The organism is Pedobacter psychrodurus (assembly GCF_032678585.1).
GTDB classification, from domain to species: Bacteria; Bacteroidota; Bacteroidia; order Sphingobacteriales; family Sphingobacteriaceae; genus Pedobacter; species Pedobacter psychrodurus_A.
The window spans coordinates 26,603-42,819 of the sequence record NZ_JAVTSN010000009.1; the positions used below are offsets into that span (position 1 = coordinate 26,603).

The 16,217-nt window shown below is 38.5% G+C and carries 10 protein-coding genes; all 10 read left to right on the forward strand.

Going from position 1 to position 16,217, the window contains the following annotated elements; translation table 11 throughout:
- Positions 1-13 precede the first annotated feature (13 nt).
- The 10 genes from R2S57_RS07905 to R2S57_RS07950 are packed head-to-tail and all read left to right on the forward strand — an operon-like array spanning position 14 to position 16,029.
- Complete coding sequence (locus R2S57_RS07905) at positions 14-1,612, forward strand: RagB/SusD family nutrient uptake outer membrane protein (protein WP_316844504.1); 1,599 nt, start codon at positions 14-16, stop codon at positions 1,610-1,612.
- 20 nt (positions 1,613-1,632) lie between these two features.
- Positions 1,633-2,301, forward strand: coding sequence for a hypothetical protein (locus R2S57_RS07910; RefSeq protein ID WP_316844505.1), 669 nt, complete (start codon positions 1,633-1,635; stop codon positions 2,299-2,301).
- 10 nt (positions 2,302-2,311) lie between these two features.
- Positions 2,312-3,352: a DUF5007 domain-containing protein gene (locus tag R2S57_RS07915; protein WP_316844506.1), complete on the forward strand. Its 1,041-nt coding sequence runs from the start codon at positions 2,312-2,314 to the stop codon at positions 3,350-3,352.
- 35 nt (positions 3,353-3,387) lie between these two features.
- Positions 3,388-6,561 carry a SusC/RagA family TonB-linked outer membrane protein gene (locus R2S57_RS07920; protein ID WP_316844507.1) on the forward strand — a complete coding sequence of 1,058 codons (3,174 nt, stop codon included), beginning with the start codon at positions 3,388-3,390 and terminating at the stop codon, positions 6,559-6,561.
- 12 nt (positions 6,562-6,573) lie between these two features.
- Positions 6,574-8,142 carry a RagB/SusD family nutrient uptake outer membrane protein gene (locus tag R2S57_RS07925; RefSeq protein WP_316844508.1) on the forward strand — a complete coding sequence of 523 codons (1,569 nt, stop codon included), beginning with the start codon at positions 6,574-6,576 and terminating at the stop codon, positions 8,140-8,142.
- A gap of 11 nt (positions 8,143-8,153) precedes the next feature.
- Entirely contained in the window at positions 8,154-8,894 is a 741-nt protein-coding gene (locus tag R2S57_RS07930; RefSeq protein WP_316844509.1) for a hypothetical protein, read from the forward strand.
- Positions 8,895-8,925: 31 nt separating this feature from the next.
- Positions 8,926-10,599: a DUF5008 domain-containing protein gene (locus R2S57_RS07935; RefSeq protein WP_316844510.1), complete on the forward strand. Its 1,674-nt coding sequence runs from the start codon at positions 8,926-8,928 to the stop codon at positions 10,597-10,599.
- Between the two features lie 26 nt (positions 10,600-10,625).
- Positions 10,626-12,368: a LamG-like jellyroll fold domain-containing protein gene (locus R2S57_RS07940; protein WP_316844511.1), complete on the forward strand. Its 1,743-nt coding sequence runs from the start codon at positions 10,626-10,628 to the stop codon at positions 12,366-12,368.
- 17 nt (positions 12,369-12,385) lie between these two features.
- Positions 12,386-14,335 carry a M60 family metallopeptidase gene (locus R2S57_RS07945; RefSeq protein WP_316844512.1) on the forward strand — a complete coding sequence of 650 codons (1,950 nt, stop codon included), beginning with the start codon at positions 12,386-12,388 and terminating at the stop codon, positions 14,333-14,335.
- A gap of 17 nt (positions 14,336-14,352) precedes the next feature.
- Complete coding sequence (locus tag R2S57_RS07950; protein WP_316844513.1) at positions 14,353-16,029, forward strand: LamG-like jellyroll fold domain-containing protein; 1,677 nt, start codon at positions 14,353-14,355, stop codon at positions 16,027-16,029.
- Positions 16,030-16,217 lie beyond the last annotated feature (188 nt).

Here is a 16,217-nt window from a genome sequence, read left to right on the forward strand (position 1 = left end):
TACCATTATTAATATGAAATATTCTAATTATAAAATTAGTATCTGCCAGAAGGTTATGCTTACTTTACTGGTAAGCTTAATTGGTATTGGCAATTTCTCTTGTAAAAAAATTGATGATGTACAATCAGTAAGATTAGCAACAGAAGAAACAAACTGGAAGACTTTAGAAGATGCCAGGGCAAACTTATCATCCATATATGGTTTGATGCGTTCTGCTACTGTATCTGATAATACCCACTGGCTGATGGGCGATTTAAGACAAGGTGATTTTACGATCACCAATAGATCAGATCTTAAATCCATCGTTTCGGGGCAGTTAAATGCACAATATCCCGTAATTAACAGGATTACCAACTGGCGTAGATTTTATGCTGTTGTTAATGCGGCCAGCCTTTTTATTGAGCGTTCCAAACAGATTGTACCTTTGGATTCCCGTTATACAGCCATCAATAATAATGTTGATGTGGCACAAGCAAAGATCTTAAGGGCTTTTGCCTATTTTTATATGGTTAGGATCTGGGGGGATGTGCCTTTGTTAACTTCTTCTCACGATGGGGATTTTGTTAAACTTCCAAGAACTGATAAAGATAAGGTTTTACAATTTGCAACGGCTGAGCTGTTGGCTGCTGCACAAGTAGTCCCTTTCAAATATGGTGGAGACGATCCTATTCTTCCAGGTCTTTATTATGGTGCAGGTTGGGGAAGTTGGAACGGAAACATATTCACCAGATTATCAGCATATATCATTTTAGCCCATATAGCTGCATGGCAAGGCAATTATCTTGATGCTGCTGCTTACTCTAAGTTTGTATTGGATAATTATACAAAATCTAACGGAAGCGGTTCTAATGGTATTGTGTATTTAGCTATGGATGCTTTAACCGAAAACTTAAATTACTATAGCCCATTTGCTTTTAAGCGTGCAACGGTAATTGTAGGTTTTCCATTTGAAGCTGGTAATGGTTTATCAACAGCTAATGGGCACATCGAGCAACTAACCTTGGCTTCGCCATTTATCCCTAAAGCACAGCCTGAAATGTTTGTGACAAAGGATAGTATCCTGAAAATATTTACCGATCCAAAAGATTTAAGATTCAGTTTTAACCCGGTTAACGGCTTATACCGCACAAATTATTTTTACAATTTTACTTCTGAGCAGCCGATTTTCAATAAAATAAAAGTGATTTATACCGCGCAAACCTCTGGCAATTTAACTTTGTTCAGCTCTACCATGTTGTTTAGCCGTATAGAGGAAATAACCTTATTAAGAGCCGAAGCTTGTGCAGTATTAGGGCAGCGGGCTGAGGCTATTACCGCCCTAAATAAAGCTGCAGATTTAAGGGGCCCGATCGTTTACGATCCTGCATCGGGAGTAGATTTGATTGACGCCATTTTTGCTGAACGCAGAAGAGAACTGATGGCCGAGGGTTGGAGATGGTATGACATTGTACGTTACAACAGGATTAAAAAACCAACGGGCACATTTATTAAGAAAAATGGAGTATCGCTAACTTTCAGACAGTTTGAAGATGCGGGTGGCATATACTGGCCAGTATCACAAGATGTAATCAACGCCAATTCATTGGTTACCCAAAATCCATATTGGCAATAATTATTAAGAAGATGATGAACATGAAATTATATAAGCGTGGTTTAATACTGCTGTTGGCGGTAATGGGTCTTTATTTAAGTGCCTGCAAAAAGAACGATTCGCCATATTACGATTATACGAATACCATACAAATTTTTAAAGGTTCGGCTATGGATTATTTAAAATCGAAACCCAACACTTTTGATTCGTTGCTGTTGGTTTTGAACCGTTTTCCAGAACTTAAAGATTCGTTAACCAATCAACAGATAACACTATTTGCTCCTGTAAATGAAAATTTTGCCGCATCTGTAAAGTATTTAAACCAAACTAGAAAGGTTGCTGGTAAAACCCCGGTTTATTTGGCTACTGCTGATCCAACCGAATTGCTGTTTATGCTTTCAAAATATATAGTTAGAGGAAATAGAATTGCGAATGCTTATACCAGTACCGTTGATGGTGTCTCGGTAACTACAATTGGCATTAACTATCCTATGCACATTAAAGCGGTACAGGCAAATGCTTCGGGCTTTGTTGGGGGCGGAGCAACAACACTGGAGTATAGTGATATGTTTGGTTCTACAATTCAACTGGACTGGATAACCACCAATACAGATGCAATTAATATCAAAACCGACAATGCAACAATTAATATTTTAACCCCATTGCACAGTTTTGGATTTAATGAATTTACAGCAAGATTAGATAAATAACCTGATGAAGATGAAAACTAATAAACACTTATTTGGTATAGGAATGATGCTGGCAAGTATGATGTTCGTACTTGGATCTTGTAAGAAAAATTTACCTGATAATAGATTGTCTATTGCCAGCGATAGCCAATATACGCAGTATATATATCAACCTACCTTAGGCAGAAATACCTTATTTACCAACAATTTCACCTATGGTAACTCAAGCAGGCCATTGGATTTTAAAATTGTAAATATGCGCACCTTTGGCGGTGAAGCTGCCCCTGAGTTAACCAAATTATATCCTGTTAAGGTATGGAAAACCGCTTACGATGGTACGGAGAAATCGCTGGCAGAAATTGAAGCAAAACGGGTAGTGGAGAACCATCCGCTGTTTGAAGTACGGCCACATTCAGGTGAATTTTTGATGTGGGCAGAAGCGAATTCAAATATGGTTAAGGCGCAGCCAGATTCGGGGTACGTTTTTGATGTGGAAATGTCGAATACCGGAGGAAGAAAATATTTTCAGAATATGCGTCTAATACCTTTTCGCGAGCGCCCGTATGAACCCTCACCTTTAGACCCGATTACCGGGCAGGGAACTTCTACTTCTGTTAGCCCCTCCGGTTTGGCTATTACAGGTGTTAAAACCAATCAGTTTTTGTCTAGTTCAGATGTACGTGTGGTATTCAATAAGTTGCCAAAGGGTACACCTGGTTATTCTGGACATAGTATCAGTTTTAAATTTGTGGATACTTTATCGCAGGTAATTGATCCGAATAAATTTGCACTCACCGATTGGGGCAATTTGGTTCATGGTTTTAACATGATAAAAGATGCTACTAAAGTAAAGTTCGATGTGGCTTATCCTATACCGCTAACAGCCTATCCAACCAAATATACCACTGCCGAGGGCGATGCCGCGAGAGTCGTATTTAGATTCGATAGGCAGGCATTCGGTGCTTTACTGTTACATTGTTATCTGGCCCTAAATTTTAAGATCTATGAGGAGGGCGATTGGGAAATTATCTTCCAGTTTAAGAATGATAAACCAAAATTTGATAACGACTGATGAAAATAACTAAATCCAAACAAAACATATTTCCAATGAAGTATTTTTACAGCATAGTAATTTTATTGATTTTCGGTTTGCATAACCTTGCCTTCGCTCAACAGCAACAACAGCAAAAGCAAATTGCGGTTTCAGGTACAGTTTATGATGGCGAATCGAAAAAGAAAGAAACCATGCCTGGCGTAAGCATTATCAGCAACGGCAAGGTATTGGGTCAAACTGATGGGGACGGTCGTTTCAGGGTAACCGTCGCCTCAAACGCAGAAATTACTTTTAAATATTTAAGTTATATCACACAAACCGTTAAGGTTAATAACCGGACCAATATCACAATAACCTTACAAGGTGACAATACCACACTTAAAGAGGTACAAGTTACTGCAGGTTATCAAACCAAAACCAGAACCTTAACTACCGGATCTACGGTAACGATTTCGGGTAAAGATATTCAGGGCCAGCCAGCAAGTGATGTGATGTCGCTTTTACAAGGTAAAGTTGCTGGTCTTAACATCCAGAACAGCACAGGTTCACCAGGATTTAGGGGGTCTATTACCTTACGTGGTATTTCGAATATCAATGTATCAGGCTCAGGAAGTTCTAGTTTCCTAACACCAACTTCACCATTATTTGTAATTGACGGGGTACCTGTAGATGATAATACCAACTATTCGTATGGTTTTCAGCAGGCAGGGCCAGGGGTATCGCCGATTTCGCAGATCCCACCGGAAGATATAGAGGATGTTACGGTATTAAAGGATGCCGCGGCGACCTCATTGTATGGATCGCGTGGTGCCTATGGTGTAATTTTGGTGACCACTAAACGCGGTAACTCTAAGGTTCCTGTAGTACGTTATAATGGTGCAGCATTTTTTTCGATGGTACCACAGTTGCGTACTGTTATTGGTGGAAAAGGAGAACGCCAGTTGCGCATCAATCAGATTTTGCAAAATGATACTTCATATTATCATGGGATAGATATGGTTAACTCTTCGATTGTTTTGGCCGATAGTTTGAACGCTTATTTCAATAACTCAACAGATTGGCAATCCTTTTTTTACAGGAATACCTTTAACCAAACCCACAATGTAAGTGTATCAGGTGGTGACGTAGCCTTCAATTATAAAGTAGGATTAGGGGCCTTTGATGAAACGGGGATACAACAAAATACCGGTTACTCGAGATATAATCTGAATATGAACATGCAGTATAACCCAACCCCTAAATTTAAGTTGGTTGGACAATTGCAAAATTCGATTCAAAAAGTACAAACAGGAAGTGGTAATGGGTTGCTTAACAGTGGTTTAGCGGCTACCGGTAATGCGTCTACCTTATTGCCGTCGCCGTCTCTATATTCTTCTCAAAGCGGTGTGCTGGCACAGCTTCAAACTGATAACGACAATAAATCGTTGCAAACCTTTGCCACTATTAATGCAGAATATGAGGTTTTTAAGGACTTCAGGATTTCAACATTTTTAAATTATACCAATGGATCAAATACAAAAGATAATTTTTCGCCAGCAGCTTTAAATGGTAATCAATCGCAATATTATACCTATAATGATCGCGCTACCAAATTATACAACCGGAACCAGTTCTCTTATGTGTATGGCTTAAAAGATGCTGCAGGTGAAGATTCCCATACATTTAATTTATTCGCCTTCACAGAGATTAACTCTAGTTTTTTTAAAGCGGATGCTATTTTGAATGAAAAAGGGGTAAACGATCAGTTAAGGGGACCGTTAACCAATATGACCGATTATCTTACTTCATTGGGTGGTACCATAGATTATAAGGATGAAAGGAGTGTCGCTTTTGCAGGTGCTTTTTCTTACAATTATAGACAAAAATATGTATTAGACCTTAATTATCGCCTTGATGCCAACTCGGCAAATGGTGAAAATGCAAAATACATTGCTAATCCATCAGTTGCATTTAAATGGAACTTTAATAAGGAGAAATTTATGGAGAACATTAAATGGATCGATTATGCTGATATCCGTTTGAGTTATGGTTCTAATATTCAGCCTGTAGGTGGAATTTTTGATGCCTATGGCAAATATGCCGGTGGACCCCGCTACAATAACGCAAACTCCATTTTATTGGATTTGGAACGATTACCTAATTTAGATTTACAGCCAACAAAGGCCACTACTTATAACGCTGGTGTTGACTTTAGCTTATTTCAAAGTCGCGTTTCATTAAATTTCGACACCTATTATAAACAGAATGATAATATTTTCAGGTATAAAAATATCTCAAGTACCAATTCATTTTCGACCATTGCTTCTAATGAAATTAGCAATGTAAATTATGGTTGGGAGTTTCAAACTGCTATACGTCCACTAAGTCCAAGTAGCGAATTTAAGTGGACTATTAACGCAAACATTGCCATTAATAGAGAGATTTTAGCACAATTGCCCGATGGTTTGAGGGATTTTATTTATACCGATAAAGATTTAGGACAGGATATATATTACCGTTTAGGTACCAATTCGCTATCTAACTACCTTTATAATACGAAGGGTGTTTATTCTACCAATGCACAGGTTCCTGTTGACCCGAATACGGGTTTACCTTACCGCGTAGGGGGTAACGGTCGTCTAAATTATTTTAAAGCAGGGGATCCAATTTTTACCGATCTGGATGGAAACTATGTACTTGATGGTAATGACCGGGTAATAGCAGGTAACTCGCAACCGCAAATTACTGGCGGTATTTTTACCTATTTAAAATGGAGAGACTGGAGTGTAGAGGTGAATACTTCTTTTACCTTGATCCGTGATATCATCAATAACCCATTAGCCAACCAGTTGCGTAATTATTACTCTCCAAATGGTTCTGGGGCTTTGGTGCCATTAGATCAGCTTAATTATTGGCGATCAGCAGGAGATGTTGCAACTTATGGGAATCCATTAGACTTTGTAAGATCACGTATTATCGATCCATTTAGAATTAACCAAACAGCCTTTCAGGAAGATGGATCTTACTTTAAATTAAACTCTGTAAAACTATACTATAATCTAAAACAAAGCTTTACCCAGAGATTCGGAATGAATAGGGTAAGTGTAAATGCTACAGCTTCGAATCTTGGTTTTATTACGCGTTATACTGGTCCGAATCCAGAAAACGTAACCAGTTTAGGAAGAGATGATTCTGGTGGTTATCCTTCTCCTAGGCAATTCACATTGGGTTTAAATATTGAGTTTTAAAATTGTAAGGAAATGAAAAATATTAAATATATAATTCTGTTTGTTGCGTTGGCTTTTACTGCAGCTGGCTGTAAAAAATTGCTTAATGTAACTCCCATTGAAGCCCAGAGCGGAAACAACTTTTGGAAAACAAGAGATGATGTGGAGAAATTCACCAATGGAATATATGCCCGGTTAAAAGATAAGATTGGTGGGGTTCCTACATTTTTTAGGTATACAGATAAGATGTTTTTTCCGGCATTAGAAATGAGAGGCAATAATGTAAGCTTACTCGGAAGCGATAATGGCACCGGAACGACAGTGCTCAACGCCTTAGTTAATAACAATATGCGGACAATTATCAACGCTACCAATACCGGAACAAATTTTAATAGTCCCAATTATCCTGGGATATTGAAAGATATTATGGATTGGAAAGCCTGGTATGACATCGTTGCCGCATCAAATATCATGTATTTTGAAATCGATAAGGTTTCTTCAGCATCACTATCAGATGTGGAGAGAAAGAAATATAAGGCTGAAGCCGTTTTCTTACGCAATTTAAGTTACATGTTTATATGCAAGCTATTTGGCGATGCCGTTTATTATACTGAAGCTTATCACAGCACTCCTTTAGGAAGAACCCCACAAGTAGAAGTGATGAGAAAGTGTATTGCCGATATGACCGCTGCAAAGAACGATTTGCCCGTATATTACGCAGATGCATCCTCTAATGGATTTAGACCTACAAGAGCTTCTGCTGTTGCCTTATTAATGCACCTGAATATGTGGGCTGCCGCCTGGGATACAGGAGAAAAGAACAAATATTATGAGGCTGTAAAAACCTTGGCGGCAGAGCTGGATACCTACAGCAGTTATAAGATGCTACCGATTACCCCAGAAAATACTTTGCGTATTTTTAAAGGTCGTAGCACCGAAAATTTATTTGGTGTACTACAAGATGTAGCCTATGGCGAAAGTTTTTCGCAGCCTGCAGGTTATTCTTATTTCTTTGCGCACTTTCCATACCAGGGTGTACCAACTAAGAGTACCAGCTATATGACTTATGATAAATCTTTTATTGTAAAACTTTTCCCAGCAGGTATACCAGATGCAAGATTAACCAACTGGTTTGAAAATTATGATTCTGGAACAGGTACTTTCCAATTCAAAAAATTCGGCAACCTGTATACAACTGGTTCAGGAGCAGCCTTGTCGGTAACTAGCGACGATAGCGCTATTATATTCAGATTACCAGATTGTTATCTGCTAACTGCAGAGGCACTGGCCGAGCTTGGTGATGAGGGTGGGGCAAGAGATTTTGCCAACAGGGTTAGAGAGGCAGCTGCTGCACCACTATTAACACTAAGCGGGCAGGACTTGAAAGATGAAATTTACAAAGAAAGATGCAGGGAATTAATTGGTGAGGGGCAATACTTTTTTGATCTGGTTAGAACAAAGCGGGTTGTAAATTCAGATTTTACAAAATCACCAATGTCTGTAACCAATTTCAACGCTGGTGCCTGGGCATGGCCGTTAACCATTAGTGCTGCTGAAAGAAGTGCTAACCCTTATTTAATTGGTAATAATTATTGGAATTAATAGATATGATGATGAAGAATTTTAAAACACTGTTATTTTCACTCATCTGTGTACTATCAGTTTTAACAGGCTGTAAAAAATACTACATGGAAACGGGTGTTCACGATCCAAAATACAACGGTAATATCATGCAGTACATGGAAGAAAAGAAACCATTTTTTGATTCGACCTTAACTGTGATTAAACTGGCTGGTTTAGCCGATGTGGTGAGTAATGAGAACATTACGTTCTTTGCACCACCAAGTGGTTCTATTTATAAATCGATAAAACAATTAAACTTGTATTTAAGGATACAGGGTAAAGATACAGTATCTAAATTAACGCAGATAAAGCCTGTAGTATGGAAAAACATCCTTTCACAATATATTTTTAAAGGACCGAACCGCTTAAAGGATTATCCACAACGTGATACTTTATCTTATCTGGCTTTTCCGGGTCAGGGATATACATCCTATGGTGGTAGAATTATGAATATTGGGGTTATTTTTAACGATGCTGTTGTATACAATGCAGCTGGTGCCGAAATATCGAGAGTATCGTATGCGGGGTACCGTCAATTGTACCTGGCTTATATACCAGATTTATCCAATCCACAGGTATCATTGGTCAATATTCCGATAGCTACTTCCGACATTCAGCCAACTAACGGAGTGTTGCATGTTTTGACTAAACAGAAGCATAATTTCGGGTTCAACACCGGAATTTTTATTGAGCAGGCTATATCTGCCGGTATTGATCCGGCAACACCATAAGTTTAATCTATTATCCGCAAATTAAATGAAAATGTTAACTAACATAAAATATAAATTTAAGCTGTATTTGTTGGCTGCAATAAGCTTAACAACAGTTTTCGTTTCTTGCGAAAAGGAAAAGGGTTTAACAGAAGACCCTTATGCCGGAGGCAAGAAACCACTGGATATCACTTTTATTTCTAAAACAACAGATCCTGATGTACTGCGCGTTGGGGATGTTTTAAGTTTAAAGGTAAAAGGACTGGCGAAATACATTAACGATTTTAAAGTTTATGTAAATGAAGTGGAGGCGGAAGTTGATCTTAAGTCTTCGAATGACAGTACGCTAACCTTTAAAATTCCGGTAAATGCCAGTACTGGCAGCATGTGGATTACTTCTCAAGGACAGAGTTTTTTTGGTCCCCTGGTTAAAATTGACGGAAAACTAAACCTCGATCCTACCTGGAAAGTAATAAACGGAGCAAGCAATACTACCGGTGCCAGTACGGTGTACGATATTGAAACGCTACCAAGCGGGCGCTATTTTTTAGGCGGCGCTTTTAATAGCTTTGAATTGAAGGGAACTGAAAAACTGCCCAATGGAGGTATTGTACAATTATTAGGCGATGGTACGTATTCGACAGATGCGGTAGCTTTTGGAAAAGGAGCTGGTGGATCTGGTAAAGCTATTTATTCGATTAACCGTATTGCTACTGGTAGTTATGCCGGCAAATTTATTATAGGAGGTAGTTTTACCAGTTATAACTCTACCCGTAATAACCGTCAAACCTTGAATAATGTCGCCAGATTAAATGCTAACGGATCGTTAGATAGTGTGATCCTCAATAATATAATTAATCCAAAACCACAAGAAACTTATAAAAACAGCGATACCATTAGTGCTTTTAATGCCGGAGTTGATGGGTTCGTTAGAAAAACCTTTGTTTTTGGCGAACAGGTATATATTGTAGGTAATTTTTATAATTATAAACGCATGTTTTTGCCTAACTCGAGTTATGACGATAAAGTTTATGACTTAACGCGCATGCGTCAGATGGTAAGGGTAAACATGGATGGTAGCATGGATTCTACTTTTCATTACAATAAATCTACCCGCCAAAGTGCTGTAGGGGCAAATGGTGTGATATTAGATGCGATGATGCAAACCGATGGAAAGTTGATCCTAGTCGGAACTTTTAGTTCATTTAATGGGGTTCAGGCCAATAGAATTGTAAGGTTAAATTTGGATGGCAGTGTTGATAATGGCTTTAGCGCTGGTTCGGGTGCAAATGGAGATATTTATTCGATCAGATACAATTCCACAACCAATAAAATTGTAGTTGCAGGGGCATTTACCAGTTTTAACGGTAAGGCATCTTCAGGGATTAACCTGTTAAATGCCGATGGTACCAATGTTTCTACCTTTAACGGACAGATCATTACTGGAGGTATAGCCAGTTTTGCAGGGCAATTAAATAATGGAAAAATCATTGTGAGCGGATCGTTCAATAAATATGGCGATTATTTACGACAAGGTTTTATGGTATTGGATGCCAATGGCCAGTTGGCTGTAGGCTACAACAATACAGGCGGCTTTCAGGGCTATGTCTATGATATGTTAGAAACTGCAACAGCTACAGGCTCACAAGTCATTTTGGTAGGTGATATTTTACGTTTCAATAGTTCTTTACCACACAATGTAATGCGCTTAAATTTTACTAATTGATCAATATAGTTCCAAACATAATGAATATGAAAAAAGGATTTACATTAACTATAGCACTAAAATATTTAGGCTTAGCTTCGGTATTTAGTCTTTTCCTTATGGCCACCGGATGTAATAAGGATTTCGAAAATACATTACCACAAAGCTTTAGGAATGACACTGCGGGGTTAGGAGCTGGAAAGAAGGTGCTCTATATTGTACTCGATGGTGTAACGGGGGCAGCTGTAAAAACGTTGGCTCCTAAAAATATTGCAACAATTAATGCCCGTGCGCTTTACAGTTATGATGGACTTGCTGATGATAAGCGAAACATCATTACTAACGCCGCCGGCTGGACAAATATGTTTACAGGGTATGATTATACCAAAAGTAATATAACAACAGAAGATTTTGCGGGCCTAAATCTGGAAACGACACCCACAATTTTTACCCGTATTAAAAGCTCAATCGGTAAATCAAGAACAATATCGATTGCATCAACTGCTATTTTTAACGATAAACTGGCCGGGGATGCGACAGTTAAACAGAATGTATCGGATGATGCCGCTGTGAAGGCTGGAGTGGTAGCAGAGTTAAACACTAATAATCCAACAATGGTGGTTGCACAATTCCATAGTGCAGATGTAGCAGGTGCAGCTAATGGCTATACTGCAAGTACGCCCGCCTATGCAACAGCTATCCAAACCATTGATGGCTACATAGGTGAAATTTTAGCCGCATTGCAGGCCAGAAAAGGTTATTCAGGCGAAAACTGGTTAATCGTTGTGGCTTCAAATAAAGGAGGTGGAGTATCTGGCGGACTACCTGGCTCAAACATCTATAACGATGCTTCCAGAAATACCTATATCGCATTTTATAATCCAAGATTTTCAAAAATACAATTAGATCAACCAGATCCAAGTTCTTATCCTTTTACGGGTTCAGCACTCCGCTTAACTTCAACTACAGCAAACAACGGAGTGGCTGTACTTTCGGATGCCAATATCGGCGATTTTGGAACAAGTGGTGAATATACATTCGTGTTGAAGTTAAGGAGCATGGCAAGCAGTTCCAGTAATTATGCGCATTTCTGTGGTAATATGAGTAATTACAGTGCCAGAGAAGGTTTAAACAGTACAGGCTGGGATTTTATGACCTGGGGTGATTCGTACTATTTGAGTTTTGCCGGTGGTTATACCATTTCAGCCGGAGCGGTAATTAGAGATGGTAAATGGCATACACTCGCATTTAAATTGTTTAACGATGGCGCTACCCGTTATGTTTCGTTATTTCAGGATGGTAAAAAGATAACAACTGTTGACATTACAGGTAAAAATTTAACAAACCCTGCTGCCTTGCACATGGGCGCCGGAAAAGCAACCACAGCAACAGATGGGACAGATTTAAACTTTAGGGACATGGCGATTTATAATTTTGCAATGACTGATGCAGATCTTATTGTGAATATGAAAAAGGAAATTTCATTTACAGCACCTAATCCTGATAACTTAATGGGCTGGTGGCCAGCTAATGAAGGTAAAGGATTAATAATTAAAGACTTATCGAGCGGCAACAAAGATTTTAACTTAAGCGGAAGTGCCAGTTGGATCAGCTTTCTGGAAGTTACGCCTTTTGTTGGCGGCAATATTAGCGATGTAGCCTTTAAAAATGTACCAAATAGCATTGACATTCCAGTGTTAATTTATAATTGGTTAAATATAGCTGTTCCGCAACAATGGGCTTTAATGGGTAATTTGTTTACCCCAACAGTTACATTACCCACTAATTAACTTTAAATATTTATAAAATGAAATTTAATCAGTTAACCAAAATATTTGCCTTATCCTTACTAGTAGTGGTTTCGGCATGTAAAAAATATGGGTACGAAGTACCAGATGGCTATCCGGATAACTCCCAGAATGTGGCCGATGGAACTGTTGATACCAATATGAAAGTAATTGACAAATCGATGTATGCCAAAGCAAGGGTATTTCCCGGTTTGGTAGATCAATCAGAGCCAAGGGTAAAAGATGCTCAGTTTACATTAGATTTAAACTTTACCGATCAAACAGCGCAAAATCTAAGAATTTCGGTAGCTCCATCACCTCAATATAGTACAGGCTATTATGCTGCTCCTGGCGAGCTGATCAAAATTATAGTACCTGCTGGTATTGAAGGATTAACCGTGCAAATAGGTGCACATACTGATAACCTTGCCGGGAAATCGCCGTTATTGCGTGATCCATTAATTTATAACAGAAAGCTATTGGTTGCTGGTGTAAACTATATCCGCAATTTATACGGTGGTCATATTTATATCCTCGCAACTTTTGCTTACGCCAATCCGGTTACTTTTACCATAAGTGGGGCTGTAGTATCTCCCGATTTTATATTAGGCCAAAGCACCGATGCCGATTGGGTTAATAAAGTAAAAGCCTCGCAAGTGCCATGGCTTGAACTCAGAACCAAACGTGTAATTTTTACGATTCCAAGAGATAAGGTTATTGCTTCTTTCAGCTCATCAGAGCCTTTTACCAATCCAACTTTGGCGATGACCAAATGGAACGATGTATTTGATTTAGACTATAATGCCTGGATGGGCTTATCGGATAATGCCCCTGACATCAGAGACCGCAGTCCGCAAAGTCAATGGCGTGGTATATTGGATATCCAGTTAACTAATGGATATGGACATAATGGTTTTCCTTTTGTAGGTACAAATGACAGCGAATGGTTTAAAAGTTTTACTAGCGTTAATAATCTCAATACCAGTATAGGGCAATGGGGTTCATACCATGAGTTTGGGCACAATTGTCAACAGGGAAGTGTTTGGAGCTGGAGTACCTTAGGTGAAACCACTAACAACCTGTTCAGTTTTAAAGTGGCCAATAGAATTGGTGCCGACTATAATATTTTGCATCCTGCAGTTTCGAGTGGCTTTCCAGAATCAATAACCTATGCAAGTGGTACCGGTATTAAAAATTTTGATACGGATGCTTTTATGACAGATAATAATAAGGGGCCTTTCAGAAGGATTACACCTTTTGTGCAGATTTTTGAGAAATATGGCTATGGAGCTATGACTTATCTTTATAATCAGGCCCGCCATGCAGACCGGTTAAATTCGAGCGACATCACCAAACATAATTTTGTTTATGAGAAGTTATCAGATTATGCACAAATTGATCTGGCTCCATTTTTCGATGCCTGGGGCATTTCGATAAGCGATGCTGTTGCGCTAAAGGTGTCGGCAAAATATCCAATGTTAACAAACCAGGTTTGGACATATAATCCATTGAATAAAACCGGTGGAGCTGCGGAAATTTCATTTGCGCCAAGCGTTACGGTAAGTTCTACTCAATCAAACGAAGGTAGCCCAGCTGCCATGCTCGATAATAATACTTCAACCTATTGGCATTCACAATATAGCCCTGCACCAAGTACTGCGCAAGGTTACCCATACACTATTGTTTATAGTGAGAACAAAAGAATGAGTGTTAAAGGAATGTACTTCTTCCCGAGAAATTCTACAGCTCAACGTGTAAAAAATATTGAAATATTGGTGAGCAGTGATAATATTGGTTTTACCAGTGTGGGCACTACCCAGATCCCAAATGCATTTTCACGTTACGAATTTGTATTTCCTAATGGGCCGGTATATGGTAAATTTTTCAAAGTCTTATTAAAAGATGGTTGGAATACACCGGTAGCCTCATTTCCTTATGCAGCAATGGCTGAGTTGGGTGTAATTAAATAAACGCTAAATTAAAGAAGATGAAAATTTCAAATAAATTTAAATATTATACTGTTTTTGCATTATTTATTCCACTTTGTTTCTCTGCATGTAAAAAATATGCAAATCCACAGGCAGTATATGAAGATTTAAATAGAAGCACAACAAAGCAAAGAAAAGTACTGATTATTGGTATTGATGGATTGGGAGGCAGTGAGTTGCAGGCTATTGCTCCCCTTAACTTTACGGCGATGCAAAAGAATGGGAAGTATTCGTTAAGTACGAATAAAGGAATTTCAGACGCAGCTGGATGGGTAAGTCTATTAACAGGTACTGGTTTTGTTAAACACCAGATTTTGAATGATAACTTTGAACGTTATCAGGATCCAAATTCTGACGATCATGGTACAATTACATCTTATCGGAATGTATTAGACTACATTACGCAGTTTAAAACGGTAAAAACTGGTGTGGTAACGCCATGGGCAAGTTTGCGTAAATATTTAAGCAATTCTGATTTTGCGCCAACAGTAAATACAGACATTGCTGTAAAAGACAGTACTATTGCTATATTGAAAAATCAAGCAAGCTTAGGAACATTAATCGTTAATTTTAGAGATGTAGAAGCAGCTGGAGCAAACGGTGGTTTTACTGCTAATAATGCTGCTTACAAAGCCTCAGTAACCACAACAGATGGTTATCTAGGCGAAATTTTAGCTACTCTAAAAGCCAGAAAAACCTATGCCAATGAAGATTGGTTAGTGATTTTAACCACTAATCATGGCGGTAGTAGTGCGGCACCAACAAGTGGCTTTATGCTTGCCTATAATCCATCATTAACCCAGTTAGAGCTTAAAAAATCAGGTTTTAATACCATTAGTTTTAAAACCAGTGCTATTACAGCAATTGTTCCGAATGATAATGGGTTTTACAATATGTCTGATAATAAAGATTTTACAGTTCAAATGCAAACTAAATTTAACACATCTAATAACTATCCTCAGTTTTTGGGTAAAAGTACTTTATTAAATAGTACCACTATGACTGGCTGGTTTTGGATGCAGGAGGGGAATACATGGAATTTAGAGTTTGGAGGTAGTGCAAACGGAGGGGGAGGTAAGCAGCAATTACAAATGTCGGGAGTTTTGGCAAATGGCTGGCATACCCTAACTATGACTGTAAAATATGTAAACTCAAGCACGAGAACTGCTTCTGCCTATGTAGATGGTGTTTTCAAAAATTCTTACAATGTTAGTGCTTCAAAAAATATTAATACTACTGAGCCGCTAAAAATAGGCGCTTTTGGTGGTGAATCCGATTTTTATGCAGCCAATCTCACTGTTTTTAATACTGCGCTCGATGCGACAACAATAGCCAATAACATTAGTTTAAAAGATATTACTCAACATCCTAATTATACGAATTTAATTGGTTTCTGGGCGATAGATGAGGGAGCAGAGGGACTTTTGGGAAATAAGGCACCCACTGGATATAACATGGTATTAGGGGGACAATATAAATGGACTTCACTTGGGACTGATGTGCCTTCAGGAACTATTGCTGATCCAAATTACGTGGTGGGAGCAAAGTCTTATGTATCTACACTTGGTGACGCTGCAGCACTTGCACTCTATTGGATGAACATTAAAATATTAAACGAATACGGAATAGATGGTAATCCTTTCTTAAACCAATACGAATTAGAATTCTTAAAATAGTAGTTAGTTTAGTTAGTGAGACCCTTGCCACCGGAGGTGGCAAAGGGTTTTTTCTGTTTTTAGGACTATAAAAAAGTTTTACAGAACGCTAAGGCATTACTAAAGCGCTTAATTTTCTTAACTTCTTAATGGTAAAGAAAAACTAACCAACATGATGAGTACTATCTAAATCCAATAAATCAACGCCT

What these genes read in the sequence shown, in the direction of transcription:
- R2S57_RS07930 (WP_316844509.1), top strand. Translation starts at nt 8,154, where the DNA reads ATGAAGAATTTTAAAACACTGTTATTTTCACTCATCTGTGTACTATCA.
- R2S57_RS07910 (WP_316844505.1), top strand. Translation starts at nt 1,633, where the DNA reads ATGAAATTATATAAGCGTGGTTTAATACTGCTGTTGGCGGTAATGGGT.
- R2S57_RS07950 (WP_316844513.1), top strand. Translation starts at nt 14,353, where the DNA reads ATGAAAATTTCAAATAAATTTAAATATTATACTGTTTTTGCATTATTT.
- R2S57_RS07920 (WP_316844507.1), top strand. Translation starts at nt 3,388, where the DNA reads ATGAAGTATTTTTACAGCATAGTAATTTTATTGATTTTCGGTTTGCAT.
- R2S57_RS07915 (WP_316844506.1), top strand. Translation starts at nt 2,312, where the DNA reads ATGAAAACTAATAAACACTTATTTGGTATAGGAATGATGCTGGCAAGT.
- R2S57_RS07945 (WP_316844512.1), top strand. Translation starts at nt 12,386, where the DNA reads ATGAAATTTAATCAGTTAACCAAAATATTTGCCTTATCCTTACTAGTA.
- R2S57_RS07905 (WP_316844504.1), top strand. Translation starts at nt 14, where the DNA reads ATGAAATATTCTAATTATAAAATTAGTATCTGCCAGAAGGTTATGCTT.
- R2S57_RS07935 (WP_316844510.1), top strand. Translation starts at nt 8,926, where the DNA reads ATGTTAACTAACATAAAATATAAATTTAAGCTGTATTTGTTGGCTGCA.
- R2S57_RS07940 (WP_316844511.1), top strand. Translation starts at nt 10,626, where the DNA reads ATGAAAAAAGGATTTACATTAACTATAGCACTAAAATATTTAGGCTTA.
- R2S57_RS07925 (WP_316844508.1), top strand. Translation starts at nt 6,574, where the DNA reads ATGAAAAATATTAAATATATAATTCTGTTTGTTGCGTTGGCTTTTACT.